The organism is Stutzerimonas stutzeri (assembly GCF_000935215.1).
In the GTDB taxonomy this organism is placed as follows: domain Bacteria; phylum Pseudomonadota; class Gammaproteobacteria; order Pseudomonadales; family Pseudomonadaceae; genus Stutzerimonas.
Map to the genome: position 1 here is coordinate 1 of NZ_JXXD01000051.1, position 20,429 is coordinate 20,429.

Annotated in this window: 23 protein-coding genes; 3 read left to right on the forward strand and 20 right to left on the reverse strand. The window is 65.3% G+C overall.

Annotation, left to right across the window (positions count from 1 at the left end):
- The coding region (gene mobH / locus LO50_RS07010) for a MobH family relaxase (RefSeq protein ID WP_044314549.1) at positions 1-1,610 on the reverse strand (1,610 nt) is incomplete at its 3' end.
- Positions 1,611-1,917: 307 nt separating this feature from the next.
- On the opposite strand from mobH, the gene LO50_RS07015 reads away from it, so the two are divergent.
- Genes LO50_RS07015 through LO50_RS07025 form a run of 3 tightly spaced genes read left to right on the forward strand, consistent with a single transcriptional unit; the run spans position 1,918 to position 3,095 of the window.
- Entirely contained in the window at positions 1,918-2,235 is a 318-nt protein-coding gene (locus tag LO50_RS07015; RefSeq protein ID WP_014596084.1) for a type II toxin-antitoxin system PrlF family antitoxin, read from the forward strand.
- Positions 2,235-2,693 carry a type II toxin-antitoxin system YhaV family toxin gene (locus tag LO50_RS07020; protein ID WP_023124769.1) on the forward strand — a complete coding sequence of 153 codons (459 nt, stop codon included), beginning with the start codon at positions 2,235-2,237 and terminating at the stop codon, positions 2,691-2,693. Before LO50_RS07015 ends, LO50_RS07020 begins: the two co-directional genes overlap by 1 nt.
- A 27-nt stretch (positions 2,694-2,720) precedes the next feature.
- A complete protein-coding gene (locus LO50_RS07025; protein WP_014596086.1) occupies positions 2,721-3,095 on the forward strand; it encodes a DUF3742 family protein in 375 nt (124 codons plus the stop codon).
- Positions 3,096-3,114: 19 nt separating this feature from the next.
- Here LO50_RS07025 and LO50_RS07030 read toward each other — a convergent pair whose 3' ends face one another.
- From LO50_RS07030 to LO50_RS24035, 19 genes are all read right to left on the reverse strand, one after another.
- Complete coding sequence (locus tag LO50_RS07030) at positions 3,115-4,632, reverse strand: conjugal transfer protein TraG N-terminal domain-containing protein (RefSeq protein WP_014596087.1); 1,518 nt, start codon at positions 4,630-4,632, stop codon at positions 3,115-3,117.
- Between the two features lie 12 nt (positions 4,633-4,644).
- The gene (locus LO50_RS07035) at positions 4,645-5,016 is read right to left on the reverse strand and encodes a hypothetical protein (RefSeq protein ID WP_014596088.1); all 372 of its coding nucleotides are present in this window, start codon (positions 5,014-5,016) and stop codon (positions 4,645-4,647) included.
- Positions 5,013-6,419 carry an integrating conjugative element protein gene (locus tag LO50_RS07040; RefSeq protein ID WP_008266424.1) on the reverse strand — a complete coding sequence of 469 codons (1,407 nt, stop codon included), beginning with the start codon at positions 6,417-6,419 and terminating at the stop codon, positions 5,013-5,015. The genes LO50_RS07035 and LO50_RS07040 overlap by 4 nt, the downstream gene beginning before the upstream one ends.
- A gap of 10 nt (positions 6,420-6,429) precedes the next feature.
- Positions 6,430-7,377, reverse strand: a complete 948-nt coding sequence (locus tag LO50_RS07045) for a TIGR03756 family integrating conjugative element protein (protein WP_014596090.1) — start codon at positions 7,375-7,377, stop codon at positions 6,430-6,432.
- A complete protein-coding gene (locus LO50_RS07050) occupies positions 7,374-7,820 on the reverse strand; it encodes a TIGR03757 family integrating conjugative element protein (RefSeq protein WP_008266034.1) in 447 nt (148 codons plus the stop codon). The genes LO50_RS07045 and LO50_RS07050 overlap by 4 nt, the downstream gene beginning before the upstream one ends.
- Before the next feature lie 164 nt (positions 7,821-7,984).
- Positions 7,985-8,479 carry a RadC family protein gene (radC, locus tag LO50_RS07055; RefSeq protein WP_012205990.1) on the reverse strand — a complete coding sequence of 165 codons (495 nt, stop codon included), beginning with the start codon at positions 8,477-8,479 and terminating at the stop codon, positions 7,985-7,987.
- A gap of 178 nt (positions 8,480-8,657) precedes the next feature.
- Positions 8,658-9,422 (reverse strand): DsbA family protein, encoded by a 765-nt coding sequence (locus tag LO50_RS07060; RefSeq protein ID WP_014596091.1) that lies wholly within the window; start codon positions 9,420-9,422, stop codon positions 8,658-8,660.
- A gap of 15 nt (positions 9,423-9,437) precedes the next feature.
- Complete coding sequence (locus LO50_RS07065) at positions 9,438-12,347, reverse strand: conjugative transfer ATPase (protein WP_014596092.1); 2,910 nt, start codon at positions 12,345-12,347, stop codon at positions 9,438-9,440.
- Positions 12,347-12,796 carry a TIGR03751 family conjugal transfer lipoprotein gene (locus LO50_RS07070; protein ID WP_012205987.1) on the reverse strand — a complete coding sequence of 150 codons (450 nt, stop codon included), beginning with the start codon at positions 12,794-12,796 and terminating at the stop codon, positions 12,347-12,349. Before LO50_RS07070 ends, LO50_RS07065 begins: the two co-directional genes overlap by 1 nt.
- Complete coding sequence (locus tag LO50_RS07075; protein ID WP_014596093.1) at positions 12,777-14,186, reverse strand: TIGR03752 family integrating conjugative element protein; 1,410 nt, start codon at positions 14,184-14,186, stop codon at positions 12,777-12,779. The genes LO50_RS07070 and LO50_RS07075 overlap by 20 nt, the downstream gene beginning before the upstream one ends.
- Positions 14,176-15,105 (reverse strand): TIGR03749 family integrating conjugative element protein, encoded by a 930-nt coding sequence (locus tag LO50_RS07080; protein ID WP_026383919.1) that lies wholly within the window; start codon positions 15,103-15,105, stop codon positions 14,176-14,178. Before LO50_RS07080 ends, LO50_RS07075 begins: the two co-directional genes overlap by 11 nt.
- A 5-nt stretch (positions 15,106-15,110) precedes the next feature.
- Positions 15,111-15,803 (reverse strand): PFL_4703 family integrating conjugative element protein, encoded by a 693-nt coding sequence (locus LO50_RS07085; protein WP_014596095.1) that lies wholly within the window; start codon positions 15,801-15,803, stop codon positions 15,111-15,113.
- Positions 15,800-16,210, reverse strand: a complete 411-nt coding sequence (locus tag LO50_RS07090) for a TIGR03750 family conjugal transfer protein (RefSeq protein WP_014596096.1) — start codon at positions 16,208-16,210, stop codon at positions 15,800-15,802. Before LO50_RS07090 ends, LO50_RS07085 begins: the two co-directional genes overlap by 4 nt.
- Before the next feature lie 13 nt (positions 16,211-16,223).
- Positions 16,224-16,583: a TIGR03745 family integrating conjugative element membrane protein gene (locus LO50_RS07095; RefSeq protein WP_012205982.1), complete on the reverse strand. Its 360-nt coding sequence runs from the start codon at positions 16,581-16,583 to the stop codon at positions 16,224-16,226.
- 16 nt (positions 16,584-16,599) lie between these two features.
- On the reverse strand, positions 16,600-16,833 hold the full coding sequence (locus LO50_RS07100) for a TIGR03758 family integrating conjugative element protein (protein WP_014596097.1): 234 nt from the start codon (positions 16,831-16,833) through the stop codon (positions 16,600-16,602).
- The gene (locus LO50_RS07105) at positions 16,830-17,213 is read right to left on the reverse strand and encodes an integrative conjugative element protein, RAQPRD family (RefSeq protein ID WP_012251136.1); all 384 of its coding nucleotides are present in this window, start codon (positions 17,211-17,213) and stop codon (positions 16,830-16,832) included. The genes LO50_RS07100 and LO50_RS07105 overlap by 4 nt, the downstream gene beginning before the upstream one ends.
- A gap of 98 nt (positions 17,214-17,311) precedes the next feature.
- Positions 17,312-18,073 (reverse strand): TIGR03747 family integrating conjugative element membrane protein, encoded by a 762-nt coding sequence (locus LO50_RS07110; RefSeq protein WP_012205979.1) that lies wholly within the window; start codon positions 18,071-18,073, stop codon positions 17,312-17,314.
- Positions 18,070-20,253: a type IV conjugative transfer system coupling protein TraD gene (traD, locus tag LO50_RS07115; RefSeq protein WP_014596099.1), complete on the reverse strand. Its 2,184-nt coding sequence runs from the start codon at positions 20,251-20,253 to the stop codon at positions 18,070-18,072. Before traD ends, LO50_RS07110 begins: the two co-directional genes overlap by 4 nt.
- 4 nt (positions 20,254-20,257) lie before the next feature.
- A partial coding sequence (locus tag LO50_RS24035) for a PFL_4695 family integrating conjugative element protein (RefSeq protein ID WP_152623956.1) occupies positions 20,258-20,429 on the reverse strand: 172 nt, incomplete at its 5' end.

The window sequence follows — 20,429 nt, forward strand, 5'->3', positions numbered from 1 at the left end:
TGTTCCTGCGCATAGCGCTGGAACACGCCAGGGCTGACCAGGTAGGCGGTGTCGCTCACGGTATGCACCAGCGCTTTCGCATCGTTGATGATGAGCCGCCGCGTGGCGATGCCATGTTTCAGCCACGCCATGAAGTGCTCGCCGGATGGCTGTGTCGTCGAGGACGTGAAGGCCGGTGACGAAGGCGCAGCGGCGGCCAAGGGCGGCTGGGTCGCATCGGGGAGAGTTGCGGGTACTTCGTCCGGGACGGTTTCCACATCCTGATCTGTGGTTGGCGAGTTTCCCGTTCCCACCATCGCCAGCATGTCCGCTATGACGTCGGGGCTGGCCTGGGCCTTGGGTGGAGGGGCTGAGGTGATGCCACTACCCTCCGCTGGCGGAGCGTTTGGATTCTCCAAAGCGGACGTCGCGCCGTTCGCAGAAAGGGTGGCTCCTGCTTCGACATCTTCAACTGCGGTGGGCGTGTCGATCGTCAACGTCCCGGTGAACGGTGCCGGTCGCTCACCAGATTCCCAGATCAGCGCGGGTGCCAGCCGTAGCAACGTAAACGAGTGGCTCCAGCCGGTGGAACTGGTCACGGTCGCACGCCAGATCGCTTTGCCGTCCGGCGTGGGCTGCAACATGCCGTGATCCTGCAGCACGTTGAACACGGCGGTGTTGTTCGCTGGGATGCCGTCGATGCCTTGGGACAGCAGATGTGCCCGAAGCTTGTCCGAGACCGTCTTGCTCACCAGCCACAAACCATCCTCGGTGAGCCAGCCATCCGAGGCTTCGTGTTGGTTCAGCTTCAGCTCCTCCTTGAGCAGGTAACGCAGCCCGTCGAGCAGCTTGCGTTGCAGTGCGTGCTTGGGCGCGGCCATGGCGCGTGTGGGATCGCCGCCCAGTTCCTGGGCCACGGAAGCTCGGTCGGCCTGCACCACCAATTCGCCCAGCACGCCAGCGTGCTCGTACTGCCCGGCCAGGACGTAGAGCAGCGGTGCCCACAGCGACGGATAGCAGCTGAGCCAATCCAGGACTTCACGGTCAAGCAGTTGCCGGTAGAGCAAGCCTGTCGCGGCGCTGTGGAGCCGGTACTCGCGATCGTCTCGGTAGCGGAAGCGGTATGGCTGGCACAGCGGGCCGTGCCACGGATGCCAGATCGAGCCGTCGGCCAGCTCGACGTGCAGATCGACGGCGATCTTGCCGATGTCGTGCAGCAGTGCGGCGTAGGCGACGGCAGCGGTCCAGGCTTCGGCTTGCGCAGCCTGATCCTCGGGGTTGGCGCCGATGGGCAGCAGATGAGACTGGCGCAGCTTCAGGCTGTAGGCGACGATTTCCAGGCCGTGGTCGAGCATGCCGCCTGGGTAGGCATGGTGATGTGCTTCGGATGCAGGGAAAGTCTGAACCAACTCGGCATAACGTTCCATCGGCGTGCGGTACAGCGCGGCGAACTGCTTGCGCGAGAGCGAGGTGCGCTGCCAGATGTGTTCCAGCAGCTTCTGCCGGCGCGGTGTCGCCAGCAGCGATGCGGCCGATTCCGGTTGCAGCAGCCCTTTCGGGAGATCGGTGACGGGTGCAGGCGACGGAGCGGCAGCGACCGGAGGCCGTTTCCGCTGGAACAGAGAGAGCATGTGGGTGTCCTGGTGGCGGGCAAGCGGGCGGCCTTTTCGCCTTTTCGGGTAGGGCCTTTCCCCTTGCACCCCATTCCCTTGCCGTTTCGGCCCTTTGGCCTTTAGAAGCCTTTGGATATAGAGCGGTGAGCATTGGTTGTCCACCGTCAATGCGGGTATGGCGGGGCCGGATTGATGCAGGAAGGCTGGCTGTTCCCACCCTACGATGAGATTCATTGTTGGATGCTGGAGGACCCCGGTGAGACCTTTCATTGACGAGGTAAGGATATTTCCTTACAATGCGGGCATTGCGATCAAGAGAGCCGCCATGCCTGCCATTCACGAAGTTGCCACGCTGACCTCCAAAGGCCAGATCACGCTACCCAAGTCCATCCGACAGGCACTTGGGGCCGATACCGGCAGCAAGCTTGCGTTCGAGCTTCGTGGCAGTGAGGTCGTCGTGACCCGCGCCGATGCCGAGCACGAGGACCCGGCCATTGCCGCGTTTCTGACCTTGCTGGCCCGCGACATTGAAGCGGGTCGGAATGTGCGCGGCCTGCCCGAGAATCTGGCTCGCACAATGCTGGAGCACGCGGGGCACAAGGTGGACCTGGGCGATGATTTCGATGAGGACGTGGAAATCTGATGCAACAGCATGGCTGGACACTGCTGTTCCACGACAACCTGATCGAGCAGTTGATGAAGCTGCGCGCGGCTGTGCTGCGCGCCCAAGGCAACGACCCGGAAGGGTTCGGATCGAACGCCAACGTCAAGTTCTTCCGGGCCTTGACCCAGTTGATACAAGACGTGATACCGAGTGACCCGGCGCGCGATGAGTACCGGCAAGGCAACACCATGGGGCCGGCATATCGCCACTGGCGGCGGGCCAAGCTCGGAAGGCGATACCGGCTGTTCTTCCGCTACGACTCGAAGGCGAAGGTCATCGTGTACGCCTGGGTCAACGATGAACAGACCCTGCGGTCTTCGGGAAGCAAATCAGACCCGTATGCCGTGTTCGAGAAGATGCTCGGGCGCGGGAATCCGCCGGACGAATGGAGCGCATTGGTACAGGCAAGCAAGCAGGATTGGAGCAAACTGGAGTAGTGATTTCACATATAGCAGGTGACGACCATGAACACGACGACCCGCATCAGCACCGCAGAACGCCTCGGCCGTAGCTTTGGCCGTGGATGGCGCGCCTATGCGCGTGGCGAACGGCGGGCGTCGAGCTGGTTGGTGTACAGGGGCGTGCCGGTAGTTGGTGCCACCGTGCTGTTGTGGGTGGTCAAGCTGGCCGTGCTCGGTGTACTGCTCTATTCCGCGTTCTGGCTGGCACTGCTGTTGGTTTGTGTCGTGGCTGTGGGATGGGCAGCAAATCAGAGCCATTCAGACGAAGAGTTCCATTTGCAGTTTCCTACCACCTTGGAAGAACTTCGAGAGACACCGGGTTATGACCCGAATCTCTACAACGACACATCTCATGAGATGTACAAGGATGATGACTGACACTCGGCTTGAGCGTGCGTCACTTCAACTTCCTTGACATTGCGCCAGCTCCTTTTCCACCGGCAGCGCCTGCGTCCCTCGTACCTGCTGAGAAACTGTTTGCGATCGTTCCAGCGCGGATTCCGGCCCAGGTCAGCGCACCGATCCAAAAGGTGGGCAGCACGATGAACATCGTCCCCATAACGAAGTTCAACAACAGGTCGCCAAAGGCGTTGTTCAGCCCCACCAGTGGATCGAAGTTGGCGTGTGGCCGGTTCCAGCCGAAGCCCCAGCCATAAAGCGCATCGAGGATGGTGCTGTCGATCCAGCGCGCGAGCTGGAACCAGAAATCGACGAAGAACAGCGCGAACTGCAAGACGCTCACGGTAACGACCGTCTTCAAGTCATAGGTGCCCACAACCAGCACCAGCGGGATGCAGATGACCAGCGCCATCTTGAGCAAGCCGAGCACCATGGGCAGCGCTTGGCGCACCACGTCCATGGCGGGAAACGCGGCAATCGCGCCGACAGCCATGCCGACGTCGCCCGTGGCCCGCGTCACGATGTTTGGCAGGGTCTTGTCGATTTGGCCGCCGTAGTCCGTATAGACGTTGCCCTGGTTCAGTTTCTGCTGCCGCGGCGAGGCGATGGTGCGGATTACCGAGTCGTCCACCTCGGCTCGGCTCAGAAAGCCGGCCCAGCCCGCCAGGCGATTCAGCAGGCTTGGGTCTACCTGCCCCAGCAGGCGTGCGCGCAGGCCATTGCTGCCATCGGCCCACCACTGCCTGCAGGACGGATAGCCGCCACCGCTGGCCACCTGCGCAAGCCCGGCATCACGGTTGCTGTCGTAGGGCCAGTCATCGCGTGGTGTGCTGGAGCGATAGCTGTCGTAGTAGCCGCCGGTGTCCGTGAAGAAGCGCGAGCCGATCCAGGTCACGTCGTGCATTTGTGTCTCATCGAGGTCCGGGCGCTGCATGAAGAGCTTGGCGCGTGCCGGTCCGTAGCAGTCCCGCGAGAAATCCGCCACTTCCTGAGCCAATACCGGGTCGTCGATGCGCGTCGCGTCGATCTCCATGCGCATCTGCCGCAAGTCGGTGCCGCAGGGAATCGCCGCCACAGAGGCACCGGTCACTGCTCGCGAGAGTGTGTGCATAAAGGCCCACCAGACGGGCACCTTCGCCGACTGGTTGTTGATAGTGCTGAAGGACTGCGACCAGCCGGTATCGGTGGGCTGCGGCACGCTGACTTGGCATTGGGCCGAGCGCGAGCTGTCGTAGCGGATGGTGTTGAGATCCACGTCGATGAATGGGATGCCGGCGAACATCACCACCACGATGGCGACGAACACCCGGTTCTCAATGCGCGCAGCCGAGAGCACGCCCTTGTTGCCTTCGTCGGCGCCCTCCGCACGGGCCTTCAGCCATTCCTGCACGATGATGGCAATGAAAGGCAGCGCGAATACGCCGCTCGCCACCAGCACGGCCCAGATGCCGTTATGGACGATCCACGACACCAGCGTCAGGTAGTACTCCAAGTAGTCGGTGGTGAAAAGCGTCATGTCCTCGCCCCTTCAAGCGGCCTGCATCAACAGGCTGGCTTCCAGCGCCACAATGGCGGCGACGCCGGCGATCTCGCTGCGCAGCAGGCGCCGTCGCGCCTGCCTATCAGCCCCGCGTTGGGCCTCACGCGCCAGCAGCCGGCGGCGCATCCAGACCCAGCCGTAGGCTGTCGCGCCGTACAGGCACATCCGCCACACTAGAAAGTAGCCTGCCGTGGCCGCCAGCCACCGCTCCCAGTTGGCAACGCTGCCGACGAGATAAATGCCGACGATGTTGGCGCCCACAGCGGCGGCAACGAGCAACACCGTCCACAGCAGCGCCTTCATCGCGCGCCGGTTGAACAGCCAGCGCGGGCGCAGCCAGCTGGCACGCGACGGGTTCATGGGTTGCCTCCCGGATTGCCCTTCTGGAGCCGGTCGAGGCGGTCGGGAATGGGATCGCCTTCGTAGATGCCACGTGAGCCAGCCGCGCGTGTGCCATGGCGCTGGATGATGGCCATGGGCGAGTTGTTCGCCAGCTCGCGGCGCAGCTCCAGCTCGGTCTTGAGGTTGCGGATTTCCTGGTCGAGCGTGTCGCTCTCGTGGTTCACGGCCTCGACCGCCAACTGGTTCGCCGCGACGTTGGGCTCCTTCTTGCCGGTCAGCAGGGTGCGCTGGAGCAGCAATGCCTTCTCCAGCACCGACGCCAGCGCGACCTCCGAGGCCAGGCGCCGCGCCAGCAGGTCTTGATCCGGCTCGTCGCGCAGCGCCTCGATGACGCCGCGTGTGATGGGCAGCGAGGTGCTGCCAGCCGCACGCAGGTTCTCGAAGGTGGTGTTGCGCGTTCCCGAGACCAGTTCCTGCAAGGCTTCCAGCTTTGCCTCGTACTCCTCCTGGATCAGCGGCGTCAGCCCGACGCCGGGCACCGTTTCGGTCTTGGTGCAGGCATCGCAAGTGCGCTGCACCTGTTCGCCGAGAACCCGTGTGGCCCATTCGGTCGCCTGCTGTGGCGAGGTCCAGGTCTGGCAAGACAGACTCGCGCAACTGGCGGCAGCGATGGACGATGTGTCGGTCACGCTGCGGCCGTTGACCAGGTTGTAGCCTGCGCGGGTGACGTCGCCGACCACGCGGATGGCCGACTGGCCTGCGCCGCCCGCATTGCTACCACCCACCCAAGGCACGCCGTCGTTGCCGCGGCGCGTCTCCGCCTGTTCAATTGCCGACACGGCATCCGTGCTCGACACCGCATCGCGCAGTGCCATGCCTTCGGCCATCTGGCTCCAGCCGAGTTGTCCGCCCGCCGTGTCGGCCATCTTCTCGGCCATGGCACGGCAGGTCAGCTTGGAGCGGTCGAAATCCAGGCGCGCCTGCAGCACGCCGTTGGTCAGCAGGTTGTACAGGCCGGGATCGGCGCGCTGGATGATCAGCGCAGGCAGCGATGCCACCGCGCTGGTGGCGCTCTGGATCACGTTGCTCATGATCTGCTGAAAGCCGTTGGTGACGCCGTTGAGCTGGTTGCGCAGCGTGGTCTGGATGCTCATGTCGCCGCAGATCAGGTTGCTGTTCCAGCCCACGCCAACGCCGATCGAGCGCATGCCGGCCGCGCGGCCCATGGACACCGCGCTGCCGCCGCCAATCGAATACATCACTTCGTCGCCGATCACGGAGCCGCCGGTCTGAAATCCGGCCTGCGCCCACGCCAGGCCGCCGCCAAGAACGAGTGCGCCAGCCAGCAGCCCAGCCAATACCGTGGGACGCAGCAGGCGGCACGCCTTGGTGGAGAGGTTTGTCAGTTCAGGACGCTTCATCGCCGTACCCTCATTGGAAATCGACGCTGCCGAGGAATACCTGGCCGCGACGTTCGCAGCACGCATAGGGCCGCCACAGCGCCCAGGCGTAATCGCCCTGCTGCGCCTGGGTCAGGAAGCCGCTGCGCGGGAACACCGTGCAGGACGAGGACAGGACGGGCGTGAGTTCCTGCCACTTGCCCGTCGAGGCATCGCCTTCCATCAGCGCGCCGGCAGGCCAGTAACCGGGCCGCGAGTTGGCGAGCAGCGGCTGATAGACGTGAATCTGCCCACGGCGCGTGACGACATCGCCGGCGCGCTGGGCCACCACGGCGCCGGCCTTGTGGTCGTCGGCCTGGTGCAGGAAGCCGCCGCGCGGATAGACGTTGCCCCACAGGTTCATCGTGGTGCGCGCGCCGACCTCGCGCCTGCCCGGAATTAGTGCCTCCGGGTAGGCCATATCCGGCACGTTGTAGCGCCAGGCCAGTGTGTCCAGGGTGCTGAGCAGATACGGCATGAACGCCGTGCCCGCGCCCTCGCAGAAGTAGCCCGACGATGAGACGAACTGGTTGAACACCTCGACGCCGGGATGGCCGATGACGTCCGCGTTCTTGAACTTGGCGAGATTGTTTTCGTGGTCTTCGTTGGTGGTGCCGTCCCCGCCGGCCTGCGCGGATGGGTTGGGCGCGCTCATCGCCCGGACTTCGACCCAAGGGTTCTCGCCGGTGTTGCTGTAGCTGGAGACGACCGCATCGGGGATGTAGTGGCGGACCTTGATGGATGTGCGCACCGTGCAGCCCGTCCAGGTGCAGTAGAGCCAGTAGCAGATGCCGACGACGCGGTATTCGAGGCAGTCCGGCGATGCCACTGAGCCAACGATGGTTGCGGTGTTGAGGGCGTAGCTGCCCGTGGCGCTGAGCAGCAGCACTGAGACCACGCCAGCACGCAGGCGGCGCATCCGCTCGAAGGGTCGGGTCATGGCTGCGGCCTCCGGTGTTGCTCGATGCGCGCGACGGCACGGGCCACGTCCGGCTCGCCATAGACCACGTAACGCTGATCCACCACGACCGCCGGGATGCTGGTGACGCCCAGGCTCCATGCGTCGGCGACGCCCTGGTATGCGGAAGCAATGCGGCGCTGGAGGTCGGCACCGCCGTTGTTCAGACGGCGCTTGACGATGGCCGTGGCCTGCTCAGGATCGGCGGGCAGCTGTGCGGAAAGCTCGGCTTCGATGCGCGGGCCTTCATCCAACTCGATCAACCGCTCGCCACCCATGGTCTTGACCGGGTGGCGGCTGTCGGTGACGACCACCACATCGGCGGCGAAGGTGGCTGGGCTGAAAACGGCCAAGGATGCCGGCAGTGCAACGGCCAGGCCAAGGGTTCGCCAGCCGGATGCGAAGCGGAATAAAGATGCTGGCATGTCGCGTGCCCTGGAAGTTGATCAGAGCCATAGTCGAACGCGAACCCGCTGCCGCCCCAACAAACAATGCGCATCGCGGGCACCCCGCATACCTGTTCGGTGCTGCCGCATGGAAAAAAGCGGAGGCCGAAGCCCCCGCTGTGATCAGTGAACCACGGGCCTTCCTACAAAAGACCAGACTCGGCGAACGAGTACGGTGTGCCCTGACCAATCACGAAATGGTCAAGTACCCGCACGTCGATAAGCGCCAAGGCCGTCTTCAACTGCTCGGTCAGCAAGCGATCCGCATTGGATGGCTCGGTGGTGCCCGAGGGGTGCTGATGGGCGAAGATGACCGCAGCGGCGTTCAGTTGCAAAGCGCGTTGCAGCACGACACGCGGATAAACCGAGGTCGCATTGATCGTTCCATGGAACATCGGCTCCACGGCCAGCACGTCGTGCATGCTGTTCATGAACACGACGACGAATATCTCATTGGGCTCGGCGACCAGCTTCAAGCGAAGGTAGTCCCTGACCGCAGCGGGCCGTTCAAGACGTGGCCCTGCTTTGAAAACCCGTCGCTCCAGCAACACGATGGCTTGCTGGACGATCCAGTCCTCGTTCTGAACAGAAATATCGGAAAGCGACTCCAGGCAGGAGTCATTGATGACGACAGACATGGCGAACCTCCAGGCAGGGAAATCGGAGGGCGCACATGCCCCTGGAGGGCAGGCCCTCCAGGGAATGGAACAAGGTGCATCCATCACCGCAGCAGCGGTGATCGTTCGCGGCCAGGATGCGGGGCGAACGGGTAGCGGTCAGCGCAGCGTGCTGCGCCGTAGCCTCAATGACCGCGGGCTACCTGGGCATGTCGCCGACGACGTCGGCAGGCATTTCCGTAGTGGGTGAAACGACCGAATCCTCAGCTGCCAGCATGTCCATGGCCGACAGCAGTGCATCGCCTTCGATAGGCCCCTGCAGCAGGATCGCCTGGCTGGTCTGGCGATCGTGTAGTCGCAGGGATGGCGTCGCGGTCACGCCGCCCTTGGTGGCTTCCTCGGCCTGAGCGCGAATCAACGTTTCGGGCCGCTCGCTGGCCAAACACTGCTCGACGGCTGGGTTTAGGCCGGGATAGCGCAGGCCCTCGGGCAAGCCCAGGCCGTCACTGCGCGTGTGCGCATAGACCCATTCAATGGCCTGCCAAAAGGCCACATGCCCGCCACTTTCGGCGGCGCACTCGGCCAGGCGTGCCTCGGCAGAGGCGGCCGGTTCGTGCGCGGCCAGCGGCTGGTGCTGCCATTGCAGGGCTACGTCCGCGTTGGCGCCCACCCAGCGTTTGAGTTGCGGAAAGTACTCCCGGCAGAACGGACATTCGAGGTCGGCATAGAGCGTCAGCGTGAACCGGCCCTGCGCGTTGCCCATTTGCCAGGGCGGCCCGGCCACCTGCGCGGTACTGACCGGCGCGGGAGCCAACGACGCGGGTTCGCTGGGTGCGCGGGACACGAGCCAGATCAGCAGCAGCGCGATCAATCCAGCGGCCAAGAACCAGGGCCAGCGCTTGCGCGAGCGCCGATGGCGGAGCGCCTGGACTGGCATCGGAATGGAAGGATGTTTCGGTTTCACGGCAGTCTCCGGCGGCTATTGCGGCAGGCCCAAGGCCGGCGACTCGATGCCGCGCGCCTGGTCGATCTTCTCGGCCACCTTGAAGGCCGCGTCGAGTTCACTGATGCCGTGCTGTTGCATGAGTTGGTAACGCTCGGCTTTCTCCTCGGGTTCGGTCTGCGCAAGCGCGAGATAGAGGCTCGGTGGCACGGCCCGAAACAGCACTTCCAGGCTCTTGGAGAGGATGACGCCCTCGGTGAACTTCCCGGCTTCCTTGCGCGCCGAAAGCATCAGCGCCTTCTGCGCAGGCGAGAGTTCGCGGAAGCGGGCGATCTTCTCCACCTCATCGGGTGGCATCGACAGGCAGATCCACCACTCGATCATGTTGAGCATGGGCTCTGCGGCGCGCGGCAGATCGTCGATGTTTTGTGTGGCGAGCCAGAACCAGGCCCCCAGCTTGCGCCACATCTTGGTGATCTTCACCACGTAGGGGGCGAGCAGCGGGTTCTTGGTGATGATGTGCCCTTCGTCGGTGACGTTGATGATCGGGCGGCCCAGGTACTGATCGCGCTCGGCAATGTTGTTCACCGTGCTGATCAGGCTTATGTAGGCAATGGAGAGCTGCGCGTTGTAGCCCTCGCGGGCATAGGTCGCCAGATCGACCAGGGTGATGTCGGCCTCGGGCCACGGCGAACCGTCGCGGTCGAACATTTCACCGTCCGTGCCTTGGCAGAACATGTCCATGGCGTCGGCCATCTCCAGCAGTCGCACACGCCGCATTTCCGGCAGCGTCGGGTCCTGGCTGCGCGTGCGCAGCGCATTGCGCACATCGCGCGTGAGCACGGTGCGCTTCTCGCCATCCTTGCTGTGGCAGTGTTCTGCGGCATCGAGGATGCACTGACGGATCAGCGAGCGGTCGGCCCGCGTCATCCGGGCTTCTTCCTTGTCTTCGCCACCGGTGATCATCAGCCTCGCGGTGATCTCCAATTCGCCCAGTACGTCGCGCTGCTCATCTGCCTCCATGGCCACAGCATCGGGCGGCAGGTCTTCGTCCAGGGCATCGGCGTCGAGCGTCTGCACGTCGCTGGGCGTCTCGATCAGCCGGCGCGCATCCGCGAACGGCGCCAGGGTAACGACCGAGCCCGGCGCGAGCTTGACCCGGTTCACGGTCAGGCCCAGGCGCCGGGCAAAGTCGCTGAACAAGCCAAAGCTGTTGCCGGCCTCGACAATGAACAGGCGGGGTCGGTAGATCGCCGTGACCTGATTCAAGAGGTTGTTGAGGGTCGCCGACTTGCCCGAACCCGTCGGGCCGAACAGGAACAGGTGGGCGTTCATCTGCCGGTCCAGGCGGTTGAGCGGGTCGAAGGTGATCGGCCCGCCGCCGCGGTTGAACATCGTGATGCCGGGGTGCCCCGTACCCTGGGCGCGGCCCCACACCGGCGAGAGGTTCGCCGCGTGCTGGGCGAACATCAGTTGGGTGTACCACTTGCGCCGATCCTGGCCGGGGTTGTAGCAGCACGGCAGCCAGCGCAGGTAGCTGTTGAGCGGTGCCACCTCGTCGTCCTCGCGCACCGGCTGCAGGCCAGCGTTGAGCATGACGTTCGCCAGATCCAGGCCGCGTCGGTCCAGTTCCGCCTCATCGCGCCCGCGCAGGTAGAACGCCAGCGTGCCGCGATAGAGCTTGTGCGCGCTGCCGATCAGGGAACGGGCTTCATGCACGTCCTTGAGCGTCTGCTCCGACGCCAGGGTTTCGCCGACCGCTTTCTTGGCCAGGTGGTTCAAGTCCGCCTCAAGGACATCCTGCGGCGTGGCGACCATCGTCAGGCAAAGGGTGGTGTCCTCGGGCATCTGGTCGAACAGCGTGTTGATGGCATCGCCTTTGCGTGTCTCGCCGGTCAGGTGCCCTGTGCCCGGCGGCATGCGCAGGCGGTCGGTGATCAGCACGCGGTGCGGCAGGCCGTCGAAATGCCAGGTGCCCTGCGCCACGTCGGAGCGCGGCTGGCCGAAGAACAGCCGCTGGCTGAAATCCCGCCCGCTCGCCAATTCGATCTCGCCGTCTTCGCCGGCCTCCGTACTGTCGGGGTAGCGCGCCAGCGCATAGAAGCGCTCCCTGTCTTCGGCCCCAGGCCCAAGCAACGTGGGACGCGGGTTGAACCAGCGCAGCAGCCAGTCGTGAACATCCGCAGCCACCATGCGCCGGGCCTGAATGCCGGCGTTCGCCAGTCCGCCGCACAGGCGGTCGCAAACGATATTGAGCATCTGCTCGGGCGTCTGCCCGCGGCGGCTGTTTTGCCCTTGGCCGGTCACGCGGCGATAGACCACCATGCGCACACGCCGGGTCTGGCCGCGCCAGCGCAGCCGTGTGACCACCGTGTCCTCGAACAGACCGCCCGGCTTGGCCACCGCGCGCAGGTGATGGCCGAAGAAGCGCAGGTAGAACTCGGTGAACGCCGTCTCACGGGCGCGCGGCTGCACATAGTCGCGCAGGGTCTGCATGTACTGGTCGAAACTGGGCTCGTCCTGAGCGTAGAGCTGCAGCACCCAGGGGTTCTCATCCAGTTCATCGAAACTGTCCTGCAGCGCGTTTTCCAAGGCATCGCGGGCCTGCGCGAGCCAGCCAGGTTCCCGGCCTTCGGTGCCCAGCGGCACCAGCTCGTAGAACGCCGCCACCGATTGCCCGTCCTCCAGCAACATGGCTTTCGACTGCGCCAGGAACTCCACCCAGGGCAGCAGTTCCACGAACGACGGCGCGACCTCGTACAGCGCCTGCTCGTCTGCCAGGGTCGCCGGCCTGCGGCCTTGCACCGCCGTGCCGGGTTCGGGGATGCCGACCTGGCGCAGTGCCTCGACGTGGCGTTGCCAGCCGTCCGGCTGCTCGTCGTCGTCAGCATCGGATGCGGCCAGCTTCGGCGCGGTCGGCTTCGGTCTGGGGAGTTTCCAGCGCATCAGTAATCCTCCACGCGCTCGCCTGGCATGGCGTACTGCACGCGCTGGTACAGCGGGAACACGGTCGTATAGCCCGGAATCGGCACTGGGTCGGTGCCCGCCAAATGCGGATACACGTACATCACGAGATCGGGGTTGGGCAGGCGCTGGAACTGGCGGTAGACCTCGTTGCGCGCCGTGCGCGTGTAGCGCATCTGCTCGGCAGGCGCGGCCTGCACGTCCATCTCGGTCAGCGGCCTGCGCAGGCTCTGGCGCGCATCGAGCAACTGCCTGCGCGCTACCTGGCCGGCACCACCGCCGCCGTCGCCGGCGTTCTGCTGCCAGATGTTCATCATCGTGCTGTCGCCGTGGGTCAGCAGCTTTTCCTTGCTGGTGGCGCAGCCACCGAGCAGCGCGACGGCCAAGGCCAGCGCCAGGCCCTGAGCCCAGCTATTCAAGTTCGAGGGCATGGCTTTCTCCTGCGCGGTGATCGACCTTGCGGCCTTCGGGATCGAAGTCGATGGCGAGCGGCTTTTCGAGGTGGACGGCGACCTTGGCACCGGGCTGCACATAAACGGCAGCGAAGGCCTGGCCGTAGAGCTTGTTGACCCAGCTCGACATGTCCTGGACGCCGCTGGCGAGAATCCGGCCCACGGCTTCCTGGCCGCTGATGCCCACGCTGCCGATGGAGCCGTCGGCGCCGACATAGGACGCCCTGCCACTGTCGGATTCGATCAGCGAGGCCACGCCAGCCCCAGCCGCCGTGATCAGCGCCTGGGTGCCGAGGTACTGCTGCGCATTGCTGCGCCGCTCGCCGCTGACACAGGGAATGCCGTGCGGGTCGCTGATCCAGCCCAGGCCGTCGCGTTGTTGGTTGTTCTGCTGGTTGCCCTCACGATCCTCGGGGATGGTGCGGATGGTCCCGTCATGGAACACGAAGGTGATGCTGCGCACCTGGCCGCGCACGCAGGAGAGCGTCCAGTCGCCCGATGCGGTGCCGGAGAACACGGCCCCGGCCACATCGGGAATGTCGATGCCGTTCGCGGTCAAATTGTCAGGCCCGACCAAGACCTTGAAGGGGTATGGATCGTTCACCGTGCCGTCGATCGGCACGCGGCCAATCAGCGCCGTCATCGCCACCGACCCCATCAGCGTCGAGTTGGTCGGCACGGTATAGACGGGCGTCGGGCTCTTGACGCCTGCCGCGCGTGCGCCCGCGTTCGCCACGGTTTGCGCTGTGGTTTCCAGCGTGCTCTGTGCGGAACCGAAGCTGGTGGGGAAGCTTATGCCGCCATTCGACCTGCCACGCCCGTCGCTTTGTTTCGCGTCATCCGGCTCCACCCAGCGCATACCGCCTTCCATGCCGGCCTCGTCGCCGTCACGCAGGCCCAGCCCCACCGGCAAATCGGCATGGCCGCCGCCACGCCCGCCGATGCTGTCCAGGCGCTGCTGCAGGTCAGCGAGCAGCCCCTCGGTCTGCTGGCGCGCGCTGGCCGCCTGCTGTTGGTCGCGGCGCAGGTTGGAGCGCTCGGATTCGAGGGCGGAACTGATGCGTTGTTCGATGGCGTTCTCGCGCTGGCGCAGTCGCTGGTTCTCCTCACGCTGCGACCTGTTGTCGGACAGCGCGGTCTGAAGCTCGGTGCGCAACTGCTTCACCTGGGCAACCAGCGTCGCCACGGTGTCGCGCGGGGTGTCACCCTCGATGCCCAGCGCCTTCATTTCTTCCGGCGTAAGCCTGCCGCCGCCATCCGCGACAGGCGGTGCCGACGCACCGCCACCGGAAAACAGCCGGATGGCGACAAACAGCACCAGCAGGGCCACGGGGATCAGCAGCCACTTCAGGAGTCCGTTACTGCGCATGGCGGGCCTCCCTGTCGTCGCTGGCTGCTGCTTTGGGCTGCGGGAGATGCACAGCGGGGTCGAAGCGATGGATCGCCGGCAGCAGCGATTGCGCGAGGCCGTGCCCGCGCGTCACCAGGTACAGGACGGTGGTGTCCTCGGGGGTTCCGCGCGGGCCAAGCGCCTCGTGCTGGAAGGTGGCGGTGAGGAAATCCCCTTGCAGCACGCGCGGGTCGAGGCTGATCCAGTCGCTGCTACTGTTGGTCAGGCGCACGGCAGTGACCCACTGGTCTTCCAGGCGCCACGAGGCGAGCGCGACCGCGCGTGCCGGCAAGGTCGGCATCAGCGTGCCGAGGTCGAGGTCGCGGCGCAGGTTGACCCGCATGACGCCTGGCAAGGCTTCCACGGTGCGCAGCGGTGCGTAGAGGTTCTGCGCAGCAAAACGTGTCAGCACGACGGGGATTGGCGTTTCGCGCCGCGCCGTCCGGGTGCCCGCCTGCTCCTGAGCGCGTGCATGGGGCGCATCGGCACCGTCAGGCTGATCGCCATAGCGCGCTGTTGAGTTGTTGCCCTCGACGATTCGCACCGGTTCCAGCTCGGCTTCGCCGTCCTTGGGCGGCTCCGCCGCAATGTCGAGCAGGATCAGCGCGCCGGTGTCGGCGTCCTGCAATTGCAGCCGAGTGGGCTCGATCGGCTCGCTGGCGCGCAGGTACACCGCGCCGCCCGCGCTCTGCACGCGCAAGCGCTCACCGACGCCTGCGGGAACGCCCACGCGGACGTTTCGGTCGATGAACACGATGCGCTCCTGGCCGACCTTCAACGGCACCGCCAGCGGCATGCGCTCCCAACGCAGGATCTCCACCGCCTGGACAGCGGGGGACACGACCACTGCGGCGGCCACGGCCAGCAGCCCCAGCAGCGCGAGTACAGGATGCTTCATGGGCTTCATGAGGAATTACCTCCTTGAGGCGCTTGCGGCGTCAGGCCACCAGGCACCGGGCGCGTCGGCTCCGGTGCGCTGATGCGCTGGGGCGTGCCCTCGTAGCAGTCGATCACCAGGCCGAACGGGTTGCGTGCGGGATCGACGTCCACCCGCGCGACCTTTACGGGGTAGCGCACCAGGGCGCGTTTGACCTGCTCGGCGCCGTAGTACTCGTCGGCGCTGATGTCCAACGTCACCACCCAGTCGCGGTCGGAGATCACACGCACGCGCGCCGTGGGGTTGTCGCCATAGCTGCGACCGGGGATTTCGTAGATGCCGCGCACCCGCTGGCGCAGTTCGCCGGTGCTGCGGCGGTAGTCGTAGTCCGCCTTGAGGAATGCCTGGCAGGACGGGGTGAGGTACGGCGAGAGCGTATGGAGGTTGCGCGGGTAATCTTCTTCGCCATTCGTCGGCCAGCGGTTGAGGGTCTGGAACACGTAGAACGTGAACGCATAGACCGACTCGGGCGGCACTTCCCACCACTTGCGGGTACTGCCGGAGCGTAGGTCAGGCGGGACGTGGATGGTCAGATCGCGCGGTGCGCTCCACCAGCCGCCGCCCATGACCAGGGCGACGATGACCAGCGCACCCGCGCCGAGGCGCAGCGTCTTGATGTGCGCCTGCAGGTGGGTGATCTCGTTCTTGAAACGGCTCATCGCGCGCCCCCGTGCATGCCCCTGCGGATGGTCCAGAAGCCGGAGCGCGAGATCAGCACATGGCCGCCCACCCAACCGGCCATCAGCGGATGGCGCGTGGCAATGCGCCACTGCAACTGCCGGTACAGCCAGGTGTCGGGACGCCCACGCTTGAGACGGCGCAGGATGCCGCCGCCGATGAAAACGCCCAGCGCCACGCCCAGGACAACGAAGGTCGGCGCGATGGCAATGGTGCGTAACACCCAGGACAGCGGCGCGCCAACCACCAGGCCGGCAGCGCCGGACAGGCCGCAGCAAATCCACAACTCATCGGCAGTGAGGCCGCGCACGACCACCGGGTGGCTGTTGAGCCGGTGTGGAAGGAACGTGACTGTCCCATCGGCACGGACATGCTGTTGCTCGGACATAGCCCGTCCTCGCTTACAGGATGCCGGTGGCTTCGGTGAGCAGCCAGATGCCGATCACGAGCAGGACGGCGCCGATGGCGACCGTGAGACCGAACTGCCCCCAAGTCTTGCGACCGGTGTGGATTTCCGCGTAGGTGCCGTAGGCGTGGTAGCACACGCCAATGAACATCGACGCCACCACCAGGAGGGCCACGAGCATGATGATGTCGTAGCCGTAGTTCCTGATTGTTTCCATGATGCCGCTGCCGGCGCCGCGGGTCGGGTTTTCCAGCTGCGGCAGACCTTGCGCAAACGACAGCGCGGGCAGCGCGGCGGCACCCAGGGCGACGGCGGCGCGTTGGACAAAACGAGTAGTGAGGATGCGGTTTGGCATGGTCAATCCCTTCAGGTCAGGAGAGGAGGAAGAACGTCATGACGAGGTACATCGCGACGAAGCGGATGCAGACGCCGAGGAACTGGCGTTGGTTGAGGCGGTTCTCGGCCCACCCCACGTAGGCCGTTCGGATGGCCCAGACGCCCCAGGCGAGCAGAACCGCAAACACGATGCCGACCAGAACGGTCGCCATCGCGGACGGCGCGATACCGCTGTTGGCTTGAAATGCCGAGACCTGGGCGCCGTTCATGGTCTGCCCTGCGCAGTCGTCGGCAGCGATGGCGGGGCGGTCCGCTCGGTGCGGTACTCACCAGCCAGTTCGGAGAGGTCGCGTGGCTGGGCGCGCGACGGTGTGAGATGGGCCTGGATGCCGGCGCGCACACGCGCCAGATCAGCCAGCAGTCGTGGGTAATCGAAGTGGTAGCGCTCGCCCGGCTGGATGGGTGCGTGTGCAGCGCCATCCGCGATGGTGCGCTCCAGCGCGTCGAGCTGGCGTAGCGCGGCAACCAGCTCCTGGCGCTGTGCCGGGGATTCGGCCAAGGCAACCGGGAACTGACCCATCAGCAGGGCCGTCACGAGAAAAGTGGGCACGCCGCGATGCGCGGCGCGCAGCCAGATCGGAGCCAACATCGCGCCATTCCTGTGTGATAAGCAATGGCTTGATCGTGGCGATCAAAGGCGTATCAGGCCGCAAACAATAAGAACCTGCGGATGACCGGATTGATGGCCTAGAGGTACTTCTTGAAGCTCCCTGCAGTCAGGCTCACGGCCAGCCCCAGCAAGCCGGCGCTGGGCAGCAGGATCAGCAGCGGATGCACCGAGATCGGCAGCGCCAGGTACGTGACCCAGGGCAGCACGGCCAGCGGCATCAGGCTCGCTTTCGCTCGGTGATAGATAAAGCCGGATTCCCGGCCTGCGCCGAACCGGCGCACATCCCGCCGTACCAAACCGTCGATCAGGCCGACGAAAGCGGCCGTGAAGATCAGCGGCAGCGTGAGCGCCAGGACCAGCAGGCGCACGAGGAAAGTAAGCGTCGTGAAGGCTGCGGCGATCAGGTAGCTCTCCGTCCAGACATAGACCTGGCTGATGAAGTAGCGGAAGTTGCGCCCTCCGTCCTGGTTTTTCCCCTGGCTGGGCGCGCGGGCGCGCTCGGCGGTCTGGCTCATGCGCTCCAGGAGCCCTGATCGCACGAACACCCATTCATAACCCGTGTCCACCAGCTCGTGCGCCGTTCGCCCCGGCTCCTGCACGACCACGCTGCGCGTGAAATGCTTGGACAGGTGCCCCAGCTCGTACTGCAACATTTGCTGGGAGTGCTGCCAGCCCTGGTCTTTCCAGAACAGGTGCATGCCGATGCACTCCATCAGGATCGAGAACAGCAGCGAGCCGACCAGCACCCCGAGCAGCCGGAGCGGCAAGGTGATGGTGCCGACGATCAAGCCCTGGCGGCGGTTCTGCTCGCGCTGCGCAGTCGAGGCGGCATCGCTCATGGCGCGGCCTCTTCGCTGGCCGTGTCGCCCGTGCCGGTGATGGGTGTGGCGATGGCCGTCTCATCGAGCAGATCGTCCGGCAAGGCCGCGTCCTGCAAGACCGGGGAGCTGGTGAACTCCCACCACTGCGTGGCCTCGCTGTAGCTCTGGCGCATGTGCCCGGCCAGTTGCTGCAAGTCCGCCGGCATCACTTCATCCGGGTCTGGCGCCGGCAACGGCATACGCACCTTCCAAAGCTGACCGCCCTGCAGCAGCGCGAAGCACTGGCCTTTGGGCAGGCCGACGATGTGCGATGGCTCGATCATCGGCACGCTGGACATGCTGATGCGGTCCTGGGTGTTTGACGTAAAGTCTGTCGCTCCACGAATATCGGAGCTGTCGGTCGCGCCGCTGACGATGGTGGTCGTATAGACCTCGACCTTCGGCAATTGCCGGGTCAGCAATTCAGCGGTAGCCGTCTCGCGCACGCGCAGCATGAACAGGTTGTTGAAGTTGCCGATCACCTGACCGGCCTTCGCGCGGTTGCCAATGCGTGCTTCGATGTCCGAGAGCGTCTGTGTGTACGCGGTGACTTGCAGGCCAGCGCCGCCGCCCTTGTTGATCAGCGGGATGAACTCGTCGCCCATCAACTCGTTGAACTCATCGGCATGGACGTTGATCGGCACGCGCGAGCCAGCCGATGCGCCCGGCAGGCCGTCGTCGATCCCGTGCTTGTAGATGTGGCCGGCGACCGAAACCAGGTCGGAGAACATGGAATTGCCGACTGCGGCGGCGACCTCGGCGTCGGACAGCGCATCGAGGCCGACATAGACCACGGCGCGCTTTCGGATGACCTGCATCCAATCGAAGATCGGGCGTGGGTCGGCCAGGTCGGAGTAGTTCGGGGCCAGAAGCTGGGCGATCTTGCCGCTGGTGAGCTTCTCCAGCAGCGGCAGCAGCGATGCGACGATCTTGTCGAAGTAGGTCTTGTCGTAGCGCACTGCCGAGCGCAGGCCGTCGAGCACCGGGTCGTAGTTGCGCGCCTGCGAGAGGTACTGCTCCAGCGCCACCACGCGCTTTTCGCGCCCGATCATGTTGCGCGGGATGTTCTTCTCGTTGAGCTTGGCCTCGATCTGGACGATGACCTCCCAGGCCTTGGGCTCGGTCTTGGCGAAGTAGTGCTGGGCGTACTCGATGAACAGCGCGTCGATGTTGATCACATGGCGCTGGATCAGCATGTAGTCCGGGCGCTGCCCCAGTTCCACCAGGGCGCGGGCGATGATGTTGACGAAGCGCCACGCAAACTCGCGAAATGCCGCGCTGTTGCCTTCCCCGGAGAGCTGCCCTGCAACACGGGTGGCCACCTCGCTGATGCGCCCAAAGCGGCCCACAGCGTTGTAGCGCGCGGAAATGTCGGGCCAGCCCAAGTGGAAGACATAGAACTCGCCCTCGCGCCCCGCGCGCTTGGCCTCGACGTACACTCGCTTCAAAAGATCGGCGTCGCCCTTGGGGTCGATGACGATGACGACCTCGTGCTCGCCGTCGGCGTTCTTGCGCCGGATGTCCTGAGTCACGAACAACTCGGCCAACCGCGTCTTGCCCACGCGCGTGGTGCCCAGCACCAGCGAATGCCCGACGCGCTCACCCAGCGGTAGGCTGACGTCCACCTCATCGGGTTCGATGCCGTGCAGGCGCGGCAGGCCGCCCACAGGCGGCAGCGGGCGCACCGGGTTGAAAGGCACATCCCAGCCCGTGAGCGCAGGTAGCCGGGACAGCGGGAATGGCGCGAACTCCAGCCGTTCCTCCAGCCTGCGCGCCAGCCGGTAGGCCGGCGTCAGCTCGACGTAGCGGCGAAATTCCGGTCTGTATGTCTGCATCAGCCGATGGGTATGTTTCTGCTCCCACAGAAATCCGCGTCCCACGAACAGACGCTGCTGGCTGACCGGCACGTCCTTGCTGGTCATCACATAGCGCGGCAAGCGGCGAATGTTGCGTCGGTAGCGCAGGATGACGCGGGCATCGCGGTAGCGGATGGCACCGTAGATGCAGAACGCCAGCGCACTGCCGACGCCCATGGCGGGGCTCAGCGCGAGCGACCACGGGGCCACCAGGGACAGAAACGCGGCGCCTGCACACGCCGCGACGGTATAGAACTCCACCGCTGGGCGCAGCAGAACCTCGACCGGCTGTTTCCCCGACATGGCTTCATTGCTCGATGCCGGTGGCTGTGATCAGCACCGGGTAATGCCGCAGACCCAGGCGCTCGGCCAGGTCGTCACCGGCCACAGGCGCAAGGGGCACGCCGGGCACCAGGGCGCGCAGCCGTGCCAGGCCCTGCATGGTCTCGACGTTAACCACCAGGCCCACCGCGCCGCGC